The sequence below is a fragment of the Pedobacter roseus genome (genome assembly GCF_014395225.1).
Taxonomy (GTDB): Bacteria; Bacteroidota; Bacteroidia; order Sphingobacteriales; family Sphingobacteriaceae; genus Pedobacter; species Pedobacter roseus.
Genome location: NZ_CP060723.1, coordinates 2,447,972 through 2,468,528 on the forward strand (window position 1 = coordinate 2,447,972; position 20,557 = coordinate 2,468,528).

General features: G+C 40.2%; 12 protein-coding genes. 11 read left to right on the forward strand and 1 reads right to left on the reverse strand.

What is annotated here, in order from left to right:
- Window positions 1-23: 23 nt before the first annotated feature.
- From H9L23_RS10230 to H9L23_RS10270, 9 genes are all read left to right on the forward strand, one after another.
- The gene (locus H9L23_RS10230; protein ID WP_187594863.1) at window positions 24-2,762 is read left to right on the forward strand and encodes an alpha-L-rhamnosidase; all 2,739 of its coding nucleotides are present in this window, start codon (window positions 24-26) and stop codon (window positions 2,760-2,762) included.
- A 159-nt stretch (window positions 2,763-2,921) separates the two neighbouring features.
- Window positions 2,922-3,581 (forward strand): DUF3826 domain-containing protein, encoded by a 660-nt coding sequence (locus tag H9L23_RS10235; RefSeq protein ID WP_187594864.1) that lies wholly within the window; start codon window positions 2,922-2,924, stop codon window positions 3,579-3,581.
- Window positions 3,582-3,735: 154 nt separating this feature from the next.
- Window positions 3,736-4,872, forward strand: coding sequence for a sialidase family protein (locus tag H9L23_RS10240; protein ID WP_187594865.1), 1,137 nt, complete (start codon window positions 3,736-3,738; stop codon window positions 4,870-4,872).
- 1 nt (window position 4,873) lies between these two features.
- Window positions 4,874-6,412, forward strand: coding sequence for an acetylxylan esterase (locus H9L23_RS10245; protein WP_246474904.1), 1,539 nt, complete (start codon window positions 4,874-4,876; stop codon window positions 6,410-6,412).
- Between the two features lie 3 nt (window positions 6,413-6,415).
- A complete protein-coding gene (locus H9L23_RS10250; RefSeq protein ID WP_187594866.1) occupies window positions 6,416-7,342 on the forward strand; it encodes a sugar phosphate isomerase/epimerase family protein in 927 nt (308 codons plus the stop codon).
- A 7-nt stretch (window positions 7,343-7,349) separates the two neighbouring features.
- Complete coding sequence (locus tag H9L23_RS10255) at window positions 7,350-9,938, forward strand: L-rhamnose mutarotase (RefSeq protein WP_246474905.1); 2,589 nt, start codon at window positions 7,350-7,352, stop codon at window positions 9,936-9,938.
- Between the two features lie 128 nt (window positions 9,939-10,066).
- Window positions 10,067-11,152 (forward strand): Gfo/Idh/MocA family protein, encoded by a 1,086-nt coding sequence (locus H9L23_RS10260; protein ID WP_187594867.1) that lies wholly within the window; start codon window positions 10,067-10,069, stop codon window positions 11,150-11,152.
- A 250-nt stretch (window positions 11,153-11,402) separates the two neighbouring features.
- Window positions 11,403-12,992, forward strand: a complete 1,590-nt coding sequence (locus H9L23_RS10265; RefSeq protein ID WP_187594868.1) for an SLC5 family protein — start codon at window positions 11,403-11,405, stop codon at window positions 12,990-12,992.
- Window positions 12,993-13,202: 210 nt separating this feature from the next.
- The gene (locus tag H9L23_RS10270; RefSeq protein ID WP_187594869.1) at window positions 13,203-15,368 is read left to right on the forward strand and encodes an alpha-L-rhamnosidase-related protein; all 2,166 of its coding nucleotides are present in this window, start codon (window positions 13,203-13,205) and stop codon (window positions 15,366-15,368) included.
- A gap of 276 nt (window positions 15,369-15,644) precedes the next feature.
- Here H9L23_RS10270 and H9L23_RS10275 read toward each other — a convergent pair whose 3' ends face one another.
- Entirely contained in the window at window positions 15,645-16,418 is a 774-nt protein-coding gene (locus tag H9L23_RS10275; RefSeq protein ID WP_187594870.1) for an IclR family transcriptional regulator, read from the reverse strand.
- Window positions 16,419-16,687: 269 nt separating this feature from the next.
- On the opposite strand from H9L23_RS10275, the gene H9L23_RS10280 reads away from it, so the two are divergent.
- Together H9L23_RS10280 and H9L23_RS10285 are read left to right on the forward strand one after the other, a co-directional pair.
- Window positions 16,688-19,447, forward strand: coding sequence for a family 78 glycoside hydrolase catalytic domain (locus H9L23_RS10280; RefSeq protein WP_187594871.1), 2,760 nt, complete (start codon window positions 16,688-16,690; stop codon window positions 19,445-19,447).
- Window positions 19,444-20,556, forward strand: coding sequence for a glycoside hydrolase family protein (locus H9L23_RS10285; protein WP_187594872.1), 1,113 nt, complete (start codon window positions 19,444-19,446; stop codon window positions 20,554-20,556). Before H9L23_RS10280 ends, H9L23_RS10285 begins: the two co-directional genes overlap by 4 nt.
- Window position 20,557 lies beyond the last annotated feature (1 nt).

Below are 20,557 nucleotides of genomic sequence, written 5' to 3' on the forward strand. Positions count from 1 at the left end.
TTAAAACATTACAATTAAAACGAATGAACATTAAAACCTACATATCGATCATCTGCATTTGCTTACTACCCTTTTCAAAAGTGGTGGCACAAATCGCGTTGCAGCATACCACCTGCGAGATGCTCGAAAATCCCCTGGGAATTGATGTTCAAAAACCCAGGTTTGCCTGGCATATCATTTCCAACGAACGTAATGTAATACAAACCGCTTATCAGATCCTGGTTGCTTCATCTGCGGAAAAGTTAAAAGCAAATGAGGGTGATTTATGGGATTCAGGCAAAGTAAATTCATCAGAATCGATTCATATTACTTATAACGGAAAACCACTCAACAGCAGGCTAAAAGCATTTTGGAAAGTAAAAACATGGACCAATGCAGGACAAAGTGAATGGTCTGCGAATAATTATTTTTCGATGGGTTTGCTTTATTATAAAGACTGGCCCAAAGGATGGATTGGTTTCGACAGGGCTTTTCCATGGGATAATATTAAAACAGATTCGCGTTTATCAGCAAGGTATTTCAGGAAAGAATTTCAGAGTACAAAACAGATCAAATCTGCCACGGCGTCGATTATTGGTTTAGGTTTATATGAACTTTTCATCAATGGTAAAAAAGTAGGAGAAGATGTCTTGTCTCCATCGCCAACTGATTACACCAAAAATGTAAAGTATAATACCTACGACGTAACCAATTACATCCAGAATGGTAAAAATGCCATCGGTACAATTTTGGGCAATGGCCGGTTTTTCGCCATGCGTCAAAATGAAAAACCATATAAAATCAAAACATTTGGCTTCCCGAAAATGCTACTGAACATCAATATTGTGTACACGGATGGAACAACTGCAAACATTGATACCGATGATAGCTGGAAAGGCACCGCCGATGGACCAATCAGGGCCAACAACGAATACGACGGTGAAGAATATGATGCCACAAAAGAAGCTCAAGGTTGGAATAAAGTCGGTTTTGATGACAGTAAATGGTTAAAAGCCGAATTTGTGCAAGAACCAACAGGAACCATTGAAGCACAGATGAACGAAAATATGCGGGTAATGAATACACTAAAACCGGTTTCAATTTCAAAATTAGCCGGTGGAAGGTATATCCTTGATATGGGGCAAAATATGGTGGGTTGGTTGCAAATTAAGGTAAAAGGGACAAAAGGAAAACAGATTAAACTGCGCTTTGCAGAATCCTTGCAGGAGAATGGTGAGCTTTTTACCGCAAATCTCCGCAATGCCAAGTGCACCGATTTATATACCTTAAAAGGTGGAGAAACGGAAACCTGGGAACCTACTTTTGCCTATCGCGGGTTCAGGTATGTGGAGCTTTCGGGATATAGTTATGAACCCTCCGTAAATGATTTCGCAGGAAAAATGATTTACGATAATATCAAAACGGTGGGTACCTTCGAAACTTCAGATGCATTAACGAACCAGATTTTTAAAAATGCCTGGTGGGGAATTGCGGGCAGTTATAAAGGCATTCCGGTTGATTGTCCGCAACGTAACGAGCGCATGCCCTGGCTGGGCGATAGGGGCGCGGTAGCTTACGGAGAAAATTTTGTTTTTGATAATGGGAGGTTTTATGCAAAATGGTTGCAAGATATCCGGAATTCGCAAAAGGAAGATGGTGCTATTCCTGATGTTGCTCCAGCATTTTGGAGGTATTACAGTGATAACATGACCTGGCCCGGGGCCATGCTTTTGGTTACAGAAATGCTGTACAAACAAACGGGCGATGTTGCTGCTGTCCGCGATAATTATCCGGCAATGAAAAAGTGGTTGGCCTACATGCAAGACCGCTATATGAAAGATTATATCCTCACCAAGGATAGTTATGGCGATTGGTGTATGCCGCCTGTTACTATTGAGTCTGGAAGAGGAAAGAGTGCTGATAAAAAATATCCCTCTGAGCTAATTTCTACAGCTTATTATTATCATTTTACCCAGTTAATGATCCAGTTTGGGAAAGCCATCGGCAACGAAGAAGATGTAAAAAACTATGAGCTTTTAGGGAATCAGATCAAAGATGCTTTCAACCAAAAATATTATAACAAAGAAGGCTATTATGCTTCAAATGCATTAACTGATAACATCATTCCGCTTTATTTCGGGATGGTTCCTCAGAGTAAAGTAGAAACCGTTTTTAAAAGCATCACGAACACAGTAGAAGTAACCAATAAAGGACATTTAAGCAATGGATTGGTGGGTATTCAGTGGCTAATGCGCTGTTTGAACGATTACGGCAGACCAGATTTGGCATACACGGTGGCTACTCAAAAAACTTATCCTGGCTGGGGTTACATGGTCGAAAATGGCGCTACTACCATCTGGGAATTGTGGAATGGAAATACCGCCGATCCAAAAATGAATTCCCAAAACCACGTCATGATGTTGGGCGATTTATTAATCTGGTATTACGAAAACCTGGCTGGAATCAAATCCGAAAGTGCTGCTTTCAAAAAGATAACGATGAAACCTGAAATGATAAACGGCTTAAATTCTGTAAATGCAAGCTATAATTCGGTTTATGGCCTGATAAAAAGCAGTTATACCAAAACAGCAGATCAATTTAAATGGAATGTAACCATACCCGCAAATACAACGGCAATGGTGTATATTCCTGCAAATAATAGAAATGAAGTTTCAGAAAAAATAAAATCGGTTAAAGATTTAAAATTTATAAAAATGGAAAACAATAGAGCCGTTTATGAAATTGGCTCGGGTGATTATGCTTTCGTGGTGGAGCAGAAATAAAATAATGGTTCGTGGCGACACGAACTATGGCGAAAGAGAAATAAAGATAAAATAGTCGTCATTGCGAGGAGGCACGACGAAGCAATCTCTTTTGCAGAGTAGATTGCTTCGCCTGATGAAAAATCAGGCTCGCAATGACGAAAAAATTAAAACACAATTATGAGAAAGTTTTTAAAACCATTACTGACTATAACTTTACTGATTACTTCAGTAAGTGTCTTCAGTCAGACCAAAGATGTAGTAGTGCCTGAAGAAATTTTAACCAGGGCAAAAGAATGGGTGGCTGCATTGAATTTAACCGATGCTACTAAAAAATCTGCGGTAGAAACTGCCATCATGGTCCATTTAACCACCGTTAGAGATTGGCACAATGATCATCCATCTTCAACCGTTCCTGATGGCATCAATCCTGTAACGGGAAATAAATTAAGCGATCTGGATAAGCAAATTATTGCCGATTCTGCCATGCCTTCAACTGTGCATCAAGCTTTAATAAACGACTTAAGAAAAAACCTCACACCAGAACAGCTGGAAACCATTCTGGATAAATACACCATCGGAAAGGTTGCTTTTACGATGAAAGGTTATAAAGCAATCGTTCCTGATTTAACGGCAGATGAAGAAGCAAAAATTTTATCTTTCTTAAAACAGGCCCGTGAGCAAGCTATAGATTATAAAAGTATGAAAGAAATTTCTGCAATTTTCGAAATTTACAAAACCAAATCAGAACAATTACTCAATAACAACGGACGCAGCTGGAGAGCGCTTTACAGTGCGTATACTAAAAAAATAAAAGAGGAGAAAGCAGCTAAACAGTAGGCATTTTACTTAGCCAAATCGTCATTCCCGCGCAGGCGGGAACCACGCAGTGCTCAGCGAAGCTAATCTTAAAGCAAAGGATATGCAGTGCTAATGCATTAGGATTCCCAGTCAAGCTGGGAATGACGCCAGCGGGTAGATTAATGAAATAATTATGTTAAAAAGAAAAATATACATCACATTAGGACTTGTTTTCGTAGCAGTAATTGCCGCTCATGCCCAGGTAGAAAAGTGGCAAACCGGCATTGTAAAACAGGAATTCCTTTACGATAAAGCGCCATTTCCATCGTGCCATTCTGCAACAATCGCCGAAACACCAACAGGTTTAGTCGCCTCATTTTTTGGAGGGACAAAAGAGCGTAATCCCGATGTTGAAATTTACATCAGCCGTTTTGTAGATGGAAAATGGCTAGCACCGGTTTCGGTAGCTAATGGTATCCAACCGGAAGGTAAGCGATTACCAACCTGGAATCCAGTTTTATATCAGGTGCCCGGCGGAGATCTGTTATTATTCTATAAAATCGGACCTAAACCTTCTGAATGGTGGGGTATGATGAGAACTTCAAAAGATGGTGGAAAAACCTGGTCGGATGCTACTAAATTGCCTGATGGTTATATCGGTCCGGTGAAAAATAAACCAGTTTTATTAAGTAATGGAAATCTTTTTGCGCCATCAAGCAAAGAAGGCGACGGCTGGAAAATCCATTTTGAAGTAACCAAAGACAATGGCAAAACCTGGAGAACCATTGGTCCGTTGCCCGAAAATGGAATCAAAGCCATTCAACCCAGTATTTTACAGCATGGAAACGGCAAACTGCAAATTTTAGCCAGAACCGCTAACCGTGCCATTGCAGAATCCTGGTCTACAGATAACGGAGAAACCTGGTCGCCATTAACCAAAACTTCTTTGCCAAATAACAATTCGGGAACGGATGCCGTAACCATGAAAGATGGTCGCCATGTTTTAGTGTACAACCATGTATTGCCTCCCGGCGATTTAGCCAAAGGACCAAGAACACCATTAAATGTTTCCATTTCCAAAGATGGAAAAGAATGGTACGCGGCATTGATTTTAGAAGATTCGCCGATCAGTCAGTATTCTTATCCGGCAGTGATCCAAACCAGCGATGGCTTGCTACACTTCATTTACACCTGGAGAAGAGAAAAAATCAAACATGTAGTGGTAGATCCATCAAAATTAAAACTAAAGAGAATTGAAAATGGTGTTTGGCCAAAACTGAAAGGTTATACCGCGCCGGTAATTACCGAAACTAAAAACGAGGAGGGTTAAAATGATAAATGCTATTAGATGTATAATTTCGAGGTTATGGCGATTGTCATTGCGGGGAGGCACGACGAAGCAATCTATCCTGTCAAGAAAGATTGCTTCGGCTGATGAAAAATCAGCATTCGCAATGACGGGCAGGGTGTGTAGATACTTAGCTATATTATTTATTGTTTACCTATCTTATTTAAATAACGGCTTCGCCCAAACCCAAAACACCGACAACCTCTACAAAAAACCCTTGGTTGATGTCCTCAAAGAAATCCAGACCCGGTTTAAAGTACAGATCAAGTATTCGGAGCCTCAGGTAAAAGATAAATGGGTAAACTATGCAGAATGGCGTTTCCGAAGCGATGTAGATGAAACACTAACCAATGTACTGATGCCATTGGATATGAAAGTAAACAAGGAAAAACCCGGCGTTTACAAACTTAAAGAATACGAATATTACCGATGGGAAGTGCAGGATGGTTGGGCTTATCTTGATACACTGGCGACAAAATATCACGATAAAGCCAGCTGGGAAAAACGTAAATCTGAAATCAAACCTGAACTTTATCAGGCCTTAATGTTATCACCTTTGCCTGCAAAACCTAATTCAAAACCTATTATCACGGCAAAAAGAGTTTTTGATGGTTATTCAGTAGAAAATATTGCATTAGAAATATTGCCTGGTGTCTGGATCAACGGATCACTTTACAAACCATTAAATGTTAAGGGAAAAATCCCGGTGGTGTTAAGTCCGGATGGGCATTGGGAAAAACAACGCTACAGACCCGATTGCCAGATCCGTTGCGCCACCATTGCCAGAATGGGAGCAATGGCTTTCAGCTATGATTTATTTGCCTGGGGCGAATCGATGCTCCAGTTTAAATATGAAGACCACCGCCGTAGTTTAGCACAAACCGTGCAGGCTTTAGGTGGAATAAGGATTTTAGATTATTTCTCTTCTTTAAAAGAAACGGATACCAGCAGAATCGGCATCAGTGGCGGTTCAGGTGCAGGCAGTCACTCTATTTTAATGACTGCTATGGACGATAGGATTAAACTAAGCGCTCCGGTGGTGGCCATGTCATCATACTTTTATGGTGGTTGTCCTTGCGAAAGCGGTATGCCCATCCACCAATGTGGAGGCGGGACAGATAATGTAGAACTGGCTGCTATGGCAGCACCGCGACCACAATTATTGGTTTCGGATGGTGGCGATTGGACAGCACATACACCCCAGCATGATTTTCCGTATCTCCAAAAAATGTACAGCTATTATGGTGTGCAAGATAAAGTTGAAAATGTACATCTTCCGAATGAAAAACATGATTTCGGCATTAATAAACGCATTGCATTGTACGATTTCCTGATCAAGAACTTCAAACTTAATGGCGCTGCTGTTAAAGATAAAACCGGCAAATACGACGAAAGCAAAGTGACCATCGAAAAGGAAAACGCGATGTATGTTTTTGGTGATAAGGGCGAAAAATTACCTAAAAATGCGGTGATGGGATTCGAAAACCTGGAAAAACTCTTTCCGTTAAGTACAACAAAATAACAGATGGAAACTCAGAACAGGAGAACTTTTATTGGTAATGCGGCTTTGCTCACTGGCGCTTTGATGATCCCAGATCAATTACTTTTTGCTGCAGAAAAGAAAAACAGGTATCAAGTTGCGGTAATTGACCTGATGATCCTTAAACGTCAAAAAATTAGCGCTTTACCACTTGCTAAAGAAATTGGTGCAGATGGTTTAGAAATCGACATGGGTGGTTTAGGTGACAGGGAAACCTTTGATAATAAACTGGCAGATCAGACAATCAGACAAGAGTATTTGGATAAAGCCAAAGAACTGAATCTGGAGTTTTGCTCATTGGCCATGACCGGATTTTACGCGCAATCTTTCGCAAAGCGTCCGACCTATCAAAAAATGATTCAGGACTGTTTGGACACGGCTAAAGCAATGAACATCAAAGTCGTTTTTCTGCCATTGGGCATTCAGGGCGACCTGGTTAAAAACCCTGAACTTAGGGAACCGATTGTGGAGCGGTTAAAAGTTGCCGGTAAAATGGCAGCAGAAGCTGGTGTTATAATCGGTGTAGAGACTTCTTTAGATGCCAAAGGTGAACTGCAATTACTCAAAGATATCGGTTCAAAAAACGTAAAAAGTTATTTCAATTTTTCAAATGCCATCAAAAACGGAAGAGATTTACTTGAAGAATTAAGGATTTTAGGAAAGAAAAACATCGTTCAGATTCATGCAAGCAATGAAGATGGTGTTTGGTTACAAAACGATCCAAAAATCGATTTAAGTAAAGTAAAAGAAACCCTTGATGATATGGGCTGGAGCGGTTGGTTAGTAGTAGAAAGAAGTAGAGATGCCAAACAGCCCACCAACGTTAAATATAACTTCAGTTCAAATACCAGTTACTTGAAATCGGTTTTTCAAAATGATCAGTCATTGCGAGGTACGAAGCAATCTCATTAGGGGAGTTATGGAAATCGAGATAACCAAAAAGATGCAAAGCAAAGATACAATAAAATACTGGTTGCCTTGGTTCGTGTCTCCACGATCCAAACAATTTAAACCGTTTTTAATTTTGGTAATTCTTTTCTCTTTATTGTACCTCAAAGCAGATGCGGTAGATATTTATGTTTCATTAAATGGCAATGATACTCATGTTGGAACCAAAGAAAAGCCCTTAGCCACATTACATTCTGCAATTAGAAAAGCACGCGAATTACGTCGATTAAATGATGTTTCGATTAAAAATGGCATCACAATAATCATAACAAAAGGGTTTTATCAATTATACGAGCCTGTTGTGCTCCGTCCCGAAGATTCAGGGACAAAAGAAAGTCCAACAGAAATTATAGCCACTGAAAAAGTAGTATTAAGTGGAGGTGTGAAAATAAAAGGTTGGAAAAAACTTCAAGGAACCCTCTCGGGCTTACCAAAAGAAGCCATCGGGAAAGTTTGGGTAACCGATCTTCCAAACTTTGATGGGAGCGATCTGCAATTCCGCCAACTTTGGGTAAATGGTCAAAAAGCTATTCGCGCAAAAAACTATAATGGTGCTGCCATGGGCAGGATTTTATCATGGGATAGCAAAAACCAAACCTGTAAAATCCCACTCCAAAAGAATATCAATTTAGATAACATTAAAGGCATGGAAATGTTGATCCACCAATGGTGGGCCATTGCAAATCTTCGCGTAAAATCGGTTAAAGTAATGGGTAATGCGGCTGAACTATCATTCATGCAGCCCGAAAGCAGGATTCAGTCCGAGCATCCGTGGCCGGCACCATGGATTTCGGAGAAAACGGGTAATTCTGCTTTTTACCTCAGCAATGCTATTCAATTTTTGAACGAACCTGGCGAATGGTTCGAAGATCTGCAAAAACACAAACTTTATTATTGGCCTAAAGCGTCAGAAAACATGATTAATGCCGAAATAATTGCTCCGGTATTAGAAAATCTGGTCAAAATAGAAGGAACAATAGACAATCCGGTTGCTTTTGTAAATTTTAAGGGCATTTCTTTTGAACACAGTACCTGGTTAAGACCTTCCAAACAAGGTCATGTACCACATCAGGCCGGTATGTACATGCTCGATGCTTATAAACTGGATAAAGCCGGAACACCTGATAAACCGACTTTAGAAAACCAGGCCTGGGTTGGCAGGCCAGCCTCAGCAATTGAAGTAACTTACGCCCATCATACTTCATTTGAAGCTTGCCGCTTTGAACACCTGGCTTCAACAGGATTGGATTACAAAAAAGGAACCGCAGATAATATAATTAAGGGAAACTTATTTAAAGATATTGGAGGTTCAGCCATTTTAGTCGGAACTTTTTCTGACGAAACGACTGAAGTGCACTTGCCATACCGTCCATCCGATCTACGTGAAATATCGACCAACGATAGAATCGAAAATAACCTGATCACCGATGTAACCAACGAAGACTGGGGCGCGGCGGGGATCGGCGCGGGCTATGTTCAGGGGATTAAAATCCTACACAACGAAATCAGCGATGTTTCTTATTCGGGCATCAGTATGGGCTGGGGCTGGACGAAAACACTAAATGCGATGAAGAATAATACCATCAGTGCCAATAAGATCCATCATTATGGCAAACATTTATACGATGTGGCTGGAATATATACCTTATCGGCCCAACCCGGATCGTTTATCACCGAAAATGTAATCGATAGCATTTACAAGGCACCTTATGCGCATCTTCCAGAGCATTGGTTTTATTTGTACACCGATGAAGGTTCATCATATTTCACCATCAAAAACAACTGGACACCAGCTGAAAAGTACCTTCAAAATGCCAACGGACCAGATAATTTATGGGAAGATAACGGTCCAAAGGTTTCCGGAAAAATTAAACAGCATGCGGGTTTAGAAAAAACCTTTCAATACCTGTTAAAAGAAAAAGCAGCATATTCTAATACCGCAATTAATCAGGCCGTAGATCAATCTGTTGTTTTTGAGTTAATTTTTAAATCTTCCGACGTTCCTACAGATCATGCTTTAAAAACTTTCGCAAAGGAAAATAATCTTCAGACAAGCGCGATTTACAAATGGAATAACCGATTGGTCATTTATACTTCCAGTTTAAAGGTTGAAAGTTTGCAACAAACTTTAAAACGCTTAAATGCTACTGAAATCAAACTTTACGACGATTTATTTTACGATTTCAACCGGGAGAAGAATTGTGGGGATAAACCGGTGGCAGAATGGGATAACATTATTTTATCAGCAAATTTAGTGAACGATGAAAAGATGCAAAATGAATACCTGAACTACCATAAAACTCAATTTGAGAAATGGCCTGAAATATCAAAAGGCTTTTGTAATGCAGAATTTCAACGACTGGCCATTTTTAAAAAAGACAGACAGTTAATGTTGATCATCAGTATCCCTAAAGGTAAAAAATTAGATGATTTGAATCCAAAAACTACTTTAAATAATCCTAAAGTGGATGAATGGAATACAATAATGAAAAAATACCAGGAAGGAATTGAAGGCACAAAACCTGAAGAGGTTTGGGTGTTTTTTAAACCGGTTGAGTAATAGTAAAATCGTCATTGCGAGCCCCGATTTTTCATCGGGCGAAGCAATCTTTCAATCAAAAAAGATTGCTTCATAGTGCCTCCTCGCCATAACGAAAACAGAACAATAACGCTTATAAAAATAATATCATGTTAAGATTAGGGATTTTAGGATTAGGAGAGGGCAGAAGCACCATCTCTGCATCACTGGCAAGCAAAAAGTTTAAGCTGATCCAGATTTGTGATGCCAATAAAAAGCTTTGCGAAGAGCGGGCTTTAGAATTTGATTTTCAAAACTGGACAACGAATTACGAGGATATGTTAACCAGCGACAAAATCGATATGATTGCGATTTATACACCCGATCACCTGCATTTTGAGCACATAAAACTGGCGCTTCAACATGGGAAGCATGTGGTTTGCACCAAACCATTTATTGATGACCTGGCACATGCAAACGAACTTTTGGAGCTTGCTAAAAAATCAAGAAGGAAAATTTTCGTCGGACAAAGTTCCCGTTTTTTCGAACCTGCTATGCGCCAGAAAAAAGATTTTGAAGAAGGTTTAATCGGTGAACTGATTACGATAGAGAGTCATTACCACGCCGATCACCGTTGGTTTTTGGAAAAAGGATGGTCGTTAAAACAATCATTTAAATGGCTTTACGGAGGTTTAAGTCACCCAACAGATTTTATCCGTTGGTATTTGCCTGATATCGAGGAAGTAATGGGCTATGGGATGTTAAGCAGCAATGGTTTAAAGGCTGGTTTAAAAAATCAGGATACTATGCACTTTATTTTCAAGGCAAAAGATGGTAGAATTGCAAGGGTAAGTGGCGCTTATACCGGGCCAACACAACCCGCAAGCCGCGACAGTGGCATGAGTTGCATCCTACGCGGTACTGAAGGCGCTAGTCAGGCCGATTACCATGAGCTGCGTTATTCCGTTACCACTAAAACAGGTGAAGAAAAAATCATTACCTGGGGAGACTCTACCTTAAAACATTACTTCCGTTTCGAAGGGCAAAGTCATCATGCCGGAGAATACCAAAATTATCTTGAATATTTTGCGGATAGCATCAATAACAATTTTACAGCCTATCCTGATTTAAAAGAAGGAATTGGAACAGTAGCATTGTTGCAAGCCATGGATCAATCTTTAGAAACAGGATTGCCCGTAAAGATCGATGATATTTTAAAAGCCAATCACATAACAAGGGAATCGATAGGGTTATAAAAGAAATATCGTCATTGCGAGGCAAGATGCAATCTATTTTGCATGAGAGATTGCTTCCCCGAGAAATCGGGGCAAGCTGTCGTACCTCCTCGCAATGACGAAAAGTTCTTATGGGTCGTGGAGACACGAACCATGGCTATTGAGATCTATCTCGAGGTAGATTTCTAAAAGCCATAAAATCTGTGTTTATCCGTGTTCATCTGTGGCTAAAACTATCGAAACCATATCACCAAACTAACCAAATAAACCAATGGGAAACATTGTAGAACGTTTAACCAATTTAGATTACATCATTGTCATCGCGTACCTCGTTATCCTGATGATTATAGGGTATCGGGCCAGTTTTTCGAAAAAGAAGAGCGAAGATGAAACCTTATTTCTCGCCAATAAATCACTGAACTGGAGCAGCATCGGCTTTAATATGTGGGGCACCAATGTAGGCCCATCCATGTTATTGGCTTTTGCCAGTATCGGTTATAGCACCGGTATTGTGGCTGTCAACTTTGACTGGTATGCCTTCATCTTTTTATTTCTGCTCGCGATTGTTTTTGCTCCAAAGTACCTCGCAGCAAAGGTGAGTACCATGCCCGAATTTATGGGCAACCGCTATGGCGATTCTACTCAAAACATATTGGCCTGGTATGCATTGGTGAAGATTTTAATTTCCTGGTTATCGCTTGGTTTATTTGCAGGAGGCTTTTTGGTGAGGCAGATTTTAGGTATCCCCATGTGGCAATCTGTTACCGTTTTGGTTGCTTTTGCAGGCCTATTTACCTTTTTCGGCGGATTAAAAGCTATTGCCAAAGTGAATGTTTTCCAGATGATTTTACTAATTGCCGTTTCACTTTCTTTAATGCTTTTAGGCTTAAGCAAAGTTGGAGGTATTTCAGCTTTATATGCCAAAACACCACATCACTTCTGGAATTTGGTGCAACCGGCCAGCGATCCCAAATACCCATGGTATGCCATTTTATTAGGTTACCCCGTTGCTGCTGTTGCTTTTTTCTGCACCGATCAATCGATGGTGCAGTCGGTGTTAGGCGCAAAAAATTTAAAGCAGGGCCAATTGGGCGTGAGTTTTATCGGTTGGTTAAAAATCCTTTCATTGCCGTTATTTATCGGCACGGGGATACTTTGTTATGTGTTATTTCCAGGTCTGAAAAATCCAGACGAAGCTTACATGACGATGGTAACCAATCTGTTTCCTCCGGGAATGAATGGTTTGGTGATCGTGGTATTGATTGCCGTTTTGGTGGGCACCATTGGTTCATCCTTAAATTCATTAAGTACCGTTTTTACCATGGATATTTATGTCAAGAAAATCAATCCTCAGGCCAGTAATAAAAAGATTATTAGCATCGGAAGATGGAGCGTTGTGGCGGGTTGTATATTTGCCGTTATTGTTGTGCTGGCGATCGATAACATTAAAGGATTGAATCTGTTCGATGTGTTTCAATCCGTTTTGGGTTTTATTGCCCCGCCACTTTCAGTAGTATTCCTGCTTACCGTTTTCTGGAAAAAAACCACGAGAAAAGCAGTAAACTTCACGCTTTCTATTGGCTCAATCTTGAGTTTAGGCATAGGGGTAACTTATCTGTGGATTTTGCCCTCAAACAAATTTCCCTTTTGGCCACACTATTTAATGCTGTCCTTTTTCATTTTCGCCGGCTTATTGATCATCGCCATCCTGATTTCATTGCTGGATCGATCACCTAGCATTTATACGGTTAATGAAGAACATCAGGCCAATATAGAAAAACCGGCCAAATCGGTTTGGATTTCGTGGATTGCTTTGGCCATCGTGATGGTTGCACTTTATATCTTCTTTAACGGACATTAAAATTAGAAGGATCGTCATTCCCAACCCGATAGCTATCGGGTCGATTGGGAATCGTAAAGCAAAGCATTTGTCCATTAAGATTTCCGCCTGCGCGGGAACGACGCACAAATTAAAAATGAAAGTAATAAATGAATCACAGATGAAAAGGATACACACAGATATAAAAATCCGTGTTTATCAGTGTCAATCTGTGGCTAAAAATTCAACAATATGAAAACCCTAAAAAAGCTAATTCTCCTAATCATTTTCAGTGGCTCCGTAGTCCAGCTCTTCGCCCAAAAGGCCTCCTGGATTTGGTATCCTGGCGATTTCGATATTTACATGAGTAATGTAATGCAGAACCGCAGAACAGAAAGAGGCTCCTTTTTTCCCGTATTCTGGAAAATGGACAGTCACTATGTTTTGGTCGATTTTCATAAAGAATTTAACCTTACGCAACCCGAAGAAGTTAAACTTTTTGTAGAAGGTACTTACAATGTAAAAATTGATGGTCAGGCCATTTCCGGTTTTCCAAAAAGCATCCAAATTCCTGCCGGAAAGCATAAATTGAGCTTAAAAGTTTACAATCAGGCACATGTTCCCGCAATTTTTGTACAGGGCAAAACTGTGGTATCAGACGAAACCTGGCTCACCACTTTTGAAGACAAAGAATGGATTGATGCCAGCGGGAAAACTTCCGATAAATCGGGGACCACATTTGTTTCTGCTGGTTCGTGGAACTTAAACGATCCGAACCAATTGCCTTCGCAATTTAAATTGCCGGTTGTCGCACAATCTGCGGTAAAATCCGAAAAAATCAATAACGGTGCAATCTCTGATTTTGGCAAAGAAACCTTTGGTTTTATAAAAGTACATGGCTTGAAAGGAAAAGGAAGCCTGAATATTTATTATGGAGAATCAAAAGAAGAGGCCTTGTCGACCGAAAAATGCGAAACTTTAGATTACCTGGATATCGACCTCGCTCAGAAAAAGGATTCCATTATGCCGCTTTCCAAAGCGTTCAGATATGTGAATTTTCAACCCGGAAATGGTGTTTCTGCTGATTCCGTTTCCATGTTGTATGAATATGCTCCGGTAACCGAACGCGGAAGTTTTAAATCATCAGATGCTGAATTGAATAAGATATACGATGTAGCCAAATACACCTTCCACTTAAACACAAGGGAGTTTTTTATCGATGGCATAAAACGCGACAGATGGGTTTGGAGCGGAGATGCTTATCAAAGCTACCTGATGAATTATTATTCGTTTTTTGATGCACCAACAGTAAAAAGAACCTTATTGGCACAGCGTGGTAAAGATCCGGTAACGGCGCACATCAATACCATCATGGATTATTCTTTCTATTGGTTTTTAGGGATTTATGATTACTACAAATTCACTGGCGACAAAAAGTTTGTGCAGGATGTTTACCCTCGCATGCAATCGCTAATGACTTATATTGATGGTAGAAAAAATAAAAATGGTTTACTGGAATGGATGCCTGGTGATTGGATTTTTATTGATTGGGCCGATAAATTGAGCAAAGATGGCGAGGTAAGTTTCGAACAGCTATTATATGCCAGAAGTTTAGAAACCATGGCTTTATGTGCCAAATTAGCCAATGATACAGAGGGTGCTGCCAAATATGATCAGCAGGCAAAAGAACTGAAAGCAAAAATCTTTGAACTTTACTGGAATCAGCAAAAAAATGCCTTAGTGCATAGCCGAATTGACGATAAACAGACTGATAACGTAACCCGGTATGCAAATATGTTCGGTATTTTCTTTGATTATTTTAGCCCGGAACAAAAATTAGCCGTTAAAGCAAATGTACTCTTAAACGATAAAGTAGCCAAAATTACCACGCCTTACATGCGTTTTTATGAATTGGAAGCCCTTTGCGCCATGGGCGAGCAACCTTATGTTTTAAAGGAAATGAAAAACTATTGGGGTGGCATGTTAAAATTGGGCGCCACTTCTTTTTGGGAAGAATATAATCCAGATAAAAAAGGCACTGAACACTTGGCGATGTATGGCCGCCCGTTTGGGAAAAGCCTTTGCCATGCCTGGGGAGCCAGTCCTATTTATTTATTGGGAAAATATTATTTGGGCGTTCAGCCAGCCACGCCAGGTTATGAAACTTATACCATCGAACCAAACTTAGGCGGGCTAGTGTGGATGGAGGGCAAAGTGCCTACCGCTAATGGTGATATCGCTGTGTATTGCAGTAAAAAAGAAATCAGGGTTTCTTCTGCAACCGGAATTGGTAAATTAAGGTTTAAAAGTAAATCGAAGCCGGTTGTTAAAGGTGCAGCAATAAAAGAGCTTTCGAAAGGCGTTTTTGAAGTGATGATTGAAAAGGGCAGGGAATATGAGGTAAGATATACTAACTAATTTCGTCATTTCGAACGGAGCGCAGCGAAGTCGAGATGACGATCTATTTATAAACCTCGCAGGTTTTTAAAACCTGCGGGGTTTGTATAAAAGTACTTCAATAAGTTAAATCCGCGTTAGGGATTGTAAGGGTTCAGTACCGATATTTCATCGGTACCGGAGCGAAGCGGAGCCCTGAAAAGCCCGACCCTTGGGTAACGCCCAAATCAGCTTGCAATTTTCAGTTTACGGTTACATCAATTATTAGAAAGCCAAAGTCCTTCTAGGGGTTAGGGCCTAAACCCCAATCCTTTGCTCAATTTTCTTAACGCATTTCTGCGCTTCGGCCAGTATCACATCATTTTCGATCGCCTGATCTACATTAATCGCGTTTAACATCGAAATGGTTAAACAGGCTATGATTCCATTATTGCCGTTAATGCCAATTGGTACCGAAAGATCGGTTACACCCGAAACCGAATCACTGTTTTTGAAGTATGAACCCGTTTGCTGGATATCTTCTAATGAACTTAAAAAATCTTCTTGCTGGGTTTTAGGGTATTTTTTAAAAATAACGTTGTTTTTTAAGGTGGTATTCCGCTCGTCCTCCTGCATGTAAGCCAATAAAACTTTCCCTGATGCGGTTAAAGGCAATGGGAATAAGTTTCCTTCTTCAATAGAAAGTGCAATCGGCCCCGGACTTTTAGCATGAATAATCACCATTACCTGGTTCATGTACAAAATACTCAAATGGCAGGACTGACGGATCGTATTGGCAAGTTCTTCCAACGGAAATTGTGCAGCTTTGCGCAACTCATCAATAGGTGAGTGCCTGTGCGAAAGGTAAAAAAGCTTCAGTGATAGCCTGTATTTGCCCGAAACCTCATCGCGCAGGATGTACCCACGGCTTTCCAAGCTCATTAACATCCGGTAAATTTCGTTCGGTGTTTTCTCAATACCGATTGCAATTTCGGTTTGCGACAGTGGGATAGATTGTGCAGATAAATACTCCAGTATATCAAGTCCCTTATCTAAAGCAGGGGCCTGGTACTTCGATTCCTTTTCGTTCATACAGGTTTAAATTTGGCTGTAGCGTAATTTTTACAATTTCAAACATACAAAATGCTTTCCTATTTATCGAGGGGAAGATTTTGTAATTTAAATACTAATATATGTTTTCATATTTAAAAAAAACATTTATATTTGAATTGACGCTGTTTTATTAATCAAATCATCCCAAAAATCGATTATTAATAAGATTAAGGTATCAATTAACCATTTATAAACCAAAATTAACCATTGCTTTTGCGTAAAAATTCCGCAATGCTAACCAAAGGATAATGAGCAGATTTCTGATTTTTTCTTGGCTTTATCTCTTTAGCATTCCGCTTTTTGCGCAGGATATAAAGGTGATGGATCTGACTTGTGCTTACAGAAATAATCCGATCGGTATCGATTTACACAATCCTAATTTAAGCTGGAAATTACAGTCATCCAGGCACAACGTAATGCAAGTGGCTTACCAGATTTTGGTATCTGCAAATGCCGCAAACTTAAAAAGGAACATTGGTGAAATTTGGGACACTAAAAAGGTAAATTCAGGGCAGTCTATCCAGGTTAGCTATCAGGGAGCCAATCTTTTATCAAGCAAAACCTATTATTGGAAAGTACGCGTTTGGGACAATTCCGGAAATGAATCTGCATGGAGTAGCCCCGCTTTTTGGCAAATGGGTTTATTGAGCACATCCGATTGGAAAGGGGCCAGGTGGATTGCTTATGAGAAGCTTGCTGATTCGAATGTAAATGTACTCCCAACCGATGGGAAAAAAGATAAATACAACGCCAATAACATTTTACCGATGTTTCGCAAAGCTTTTGCAGTAACTAAAACCATAAAAAAGGCAACGGCTTTTATTTCTGGCTTGGGTCATTTTGAAATGAGTTTAAATGGCGAAAAAGTTGGCGATGATTTTCTGGCACCAGGCTGGACAAAGTACGATAAAGAAGCTTTATATGTAACCTACAACATTACCAAACAGCTTAGAAAGGGTGAAAATGCCATTGGCGTAATGCTGGGCAATGGCTTTTATTACATTCCACCGGTTAAGGAGAGATACAGAAAATTAAAGGTGGCTTTTGGTTATCCTAAAATGATCTGTCGATTGTTGGTCGAATATACTGATGGAACCACTACAAACATCATCAGCGATCAACGCTGGAAAACATCCCCGTCGCCGGTTACTTTTTCGAGCATTTACGGAGGCGAGGATTATAATGCCAACCTGGAACAAAAAGGCTGGAATTTAACCGGCTTTAATGATAAAAACTGGAAAGCTGCCTTATTGGTTGATGGACCGAAGCTGAATGCGCAAAAAGAAGAACCTGTTAAAATTTTTGAAAACTTCTCCGCTCAGAATATTACTGCTGTAGCCAATAACGAATGGGTTTATGATATGGGGCAAAATGCTTCTGCCATTATAGAGCTAAAAATAAATGGCAAAAAAGGCGATACCATCCGCATTACACCTGCCGAATTGTTGAAAGCTGACGGTTCTGTTACGCAAAAAAATATCGGTGGCCCATCTTATTTCACTTACATTTTAAAAGGCGGTGGTTTAGAAACCTGGCGACCAAAATTCTTTTATACCGGGTTTCGTTACCTGCAGGTTAAAGGAGCTGTCCCGGCAGGAAAAGAAAATGCACACGGCAAAGCTATTATTGAAGATTTAAAAGCTTTACACATTAGAAATGCAGCCGAAAAGGTTGGTAATTTCTCCTCTTCGAACGATTTATTCAATAAAGCCTACAGTCTGATCGATTGGTCGATCAGGAGCAACATGGTGAGCGTATTTACCGATTGTCCGCACCGCGAAAAATTAGGCTGGTTAGAAGAACTGCACTTAATGGGCAGCTCTGTACGCTACAATTATAATGCTGCGCCGCTTTTCAAAAAAGCATTGCAGGACATGAAAAACTCGCAGTTAGCCAGTGGTTTGATCCCGGAAATTGCGCCTGAATATGTGAAATTTGAATGGGGCGGAGATATGTTCCGCGATTCGCCGGAATGGGGCAGTAGCGGCATTTTAATGCCATGGTACCTGTATCAATGGTATGGTGATAAACAGGCTATGGCTGATTATTACCCAATGATGCAGCGCTACATTAATTATTTAGGAACCAAAGCAAATAAACATATTCTATCGCAGGGTTTGGGCGATTGGTACGATTTAGGACCTAAACCGCCGGGCGTTTCGCAACTGACCCCAATGGGCGTTACCGGAACGGCAATTTACCACTATGATTTAAAAATATTAGCGAAAATGGCCACACTTTTGGGTAAAAAAGCGGATGCCATAACTTATTCCAAACTTGCTGCAGAGGTGAGAAAAGCATTCAACAACCAATTTTTTGATGCTAAAACCAAGCAATATGCAACAGGTTCGCAGGCTGCAAATGCCATGGCCATTTATATGGGTTTGGTCGAAGAAGAGGATAAGAAAGCAGTAATCGACAACCTGGTTAAAGATATCCGCGACAGGAAAAACAGTTTAACTGCAGGCGATATAGGTTACCGTTATGTGCTTCGTGTTTTGGAAGATGCAGACCGATCGGATGTGATTTTTGACATGAACAGCCGTTCGGATGTACCAGGTTACGGTATGCAGATCGCCAAAGGTGCTACTGCTTTAACGGAATCATGGGCTGCTTTACCAACGGTTTCCAACAATCATTTTATGTTGGGTCATTTAATGGAATGGTTATACAGCGGTGTTGGCGGAATCCGCCAAGAAGAAAATTCGGTTGCTTTCAATCAAATTAAAATAGAACCAGAAGTAGTGGGTGATTTAACTTCAGCCAATGTAAACTACAATTCACCTTTTGGCAAAATATCAAGCAAATGGGAGAAAACAGATAAAAATTTCACACTGGAAGTTAATATTCCGGTAAATACCAGGGCTGTAGTTTATTTTCCGGCATTGCCAAAAGTTGAACTTTTAGAACAAAATCATGCATCATTTACTAATGCAGGGATGGAAAACGGCAAAACTAAAGTTGCCATAGGTTCAGGCTATTACAAATTTAATTTAAAGTACAAATGAGAAAGATAAGCATCATGATTCTCCTTTTTGTTTGGGCTTTTAAATCAAGCGCACAGCAAAATCAAGCCATCTCTCCGGCAGAGATGGAAAAGATTTACCAGAAAGTTAAAACACCTTACAAATATGGCTTGGTAATGGTTCCTGAGGATAAAGACCATAAAATGGATTGTCCGACTGTGTTTAAAAAAGGTAAAGATTGGTACATGACTTACCTCATTTTTAGCGGTCGCGGTTATGAAACCTGGCTGGCAAAAAGCAAAGACCTGTTGCACTGGGAAAACCAGGGAAAACTGATGTCTTTTGCTGATGCAGGCAACTGGGACGATAACCAAAAGGCCGGCTACAATGCTTTGCTTGATATAAAATGGGGCGGAAGTTATGGCGTAAATCAATTTGATGGCAAATACTGGATGTCGTATTTCGGGGGAAAAGAAAAAGGTTATGAAGTGGAGCCCTTATCCATCGGTATGGCCTATACCAAAAAACATCCTTCGGTTGTGCAGGAGTGGAGCCGGTTAGATAAGCCTGTTTTAAGTTCATTGGATAAAGATGCGCGCTGGTGGGAAAATCGTAATAAACTTTTTAAAAGCACAGTAATTGAAGATCAGAAAAGGTTAACCGGCCATCGCTTTGTGATGTATTATAATGCTGTGGGCGATTCGTTAATAAACAATAAAAAAACACGCTGGTACGAACGGATCGGCATGGCAGTTTCTGATGACATGGTTCATTGGCAGCGATTTAATAAAAATCCTGTCGTTCATCATCCTGTCGGCATCACAGGAGATGCTGTATTACAGCAGATTGGCAACACCTATATTATGTTTTACTTTGGAGCTTTCTGGCAGGATAGAAAGGCATCTTTCAACCGTTTCGCGGCTTCAAAAGACCTTATAAACTGGACCGATTGGACAGGAGATAACCTGATTGAATCTTCGGAAAAATACGATGAACTGTACGCACATAAATCATTTGTTTTAAAGTATAAAGGTGTGGTTTACCATTTTTATTGTGCGGTAAACAAACAGGACCAGCGTGGAATTGCAGTAGCAACTTCGAAAGATTTAGGTAAAAGTAAGTTGGATTTTGTAAGTGAAACAAAGAAATAAC

Bases quoted from the DNA above. Each gene is read 5' to 3' on its own strand.
- H9L23_RS10265 (WP_187594868.1), top strand. From the start codon at position 11,403: ATGGGAAACATTGTAGAACGTTTAACCAATTTAGATTACATCATTGTC.
- H9L23_RS10235 (WP_187594864.1), top strand. From the start codon at position 2,922: ATGAGAAAGTTTTTAAAACCATTACTGACTATAACTTTACTGATTACT.
- H9L23_RS10280 (WP_187594871.1), top strand. From the start codon at position 16,688: ATGAGCAGATTTCTGATTTTTTCTTGGCTTTATCTCTTTAGCATTCCG.
- H9L23_RS10230 (WP_187594863.1), top strand. From the start codon at position 24: ATGAACATTAAAACCTACATATCGATCATCTGCATTTGCTTACTACCC.
- H9L23_RS10245 (WP_246474904.1), top strand. From the start codon at position 4,874: ATGATAAATGCTATTAGATGTATAATTTCGAGGTTATGGCGATTGTCA.
- H9L23_RS10240 (WP_187594865.1), top strand. From the start codon at position 3,736: ATGTTAAAAAGAAAAATATACATCACATTAGGACTTGTTTTCGTAGCA.
- H9L23_RS10285 (WP_187594872.1), top strand. From the start codon at position 19,444: ATGAGAAAGATAAGCATCATGATTCTCCTTTTTGTTTGGGCTTTTAAA.
- H9L23_RS10270 (WP_187594869.1), top strand. From the start codon at position 13,203: ATGAAAACCCTAAAAAAGCTAATTCTCCTAATCATTTTCAGTGGCTCC.
- H9L23_RS10260 (WP_187594867.1), top strand. From the start codon at position 10,067: ATGTTAAGATTAGGGATTTTAGGATTAGGAGAGGGCAGAAGCACCATC.
- H9L23_RS10250 (WP_187594866.1), top strand. From the start codon at position 6,416: ATGGAAACTCAGAACAGGAGAACTTTTATTGGTAATGCGGCTTTGCTC.
- H9L23_RS10255 (WP_246474905.1), top strand. From the start codon at position 7,350: ATGGAAATCGAGATAACCAAAAAGATGCAAAGCAAAGATACAATAAAA.
- H9L23_RS10275 (WP_187594870.1), bottom strand. From the start codon at position 16,418: ATGAACGAAAAGGAATCGAAGTACCAGGCCCCTGCTTTAGATAAGGGA.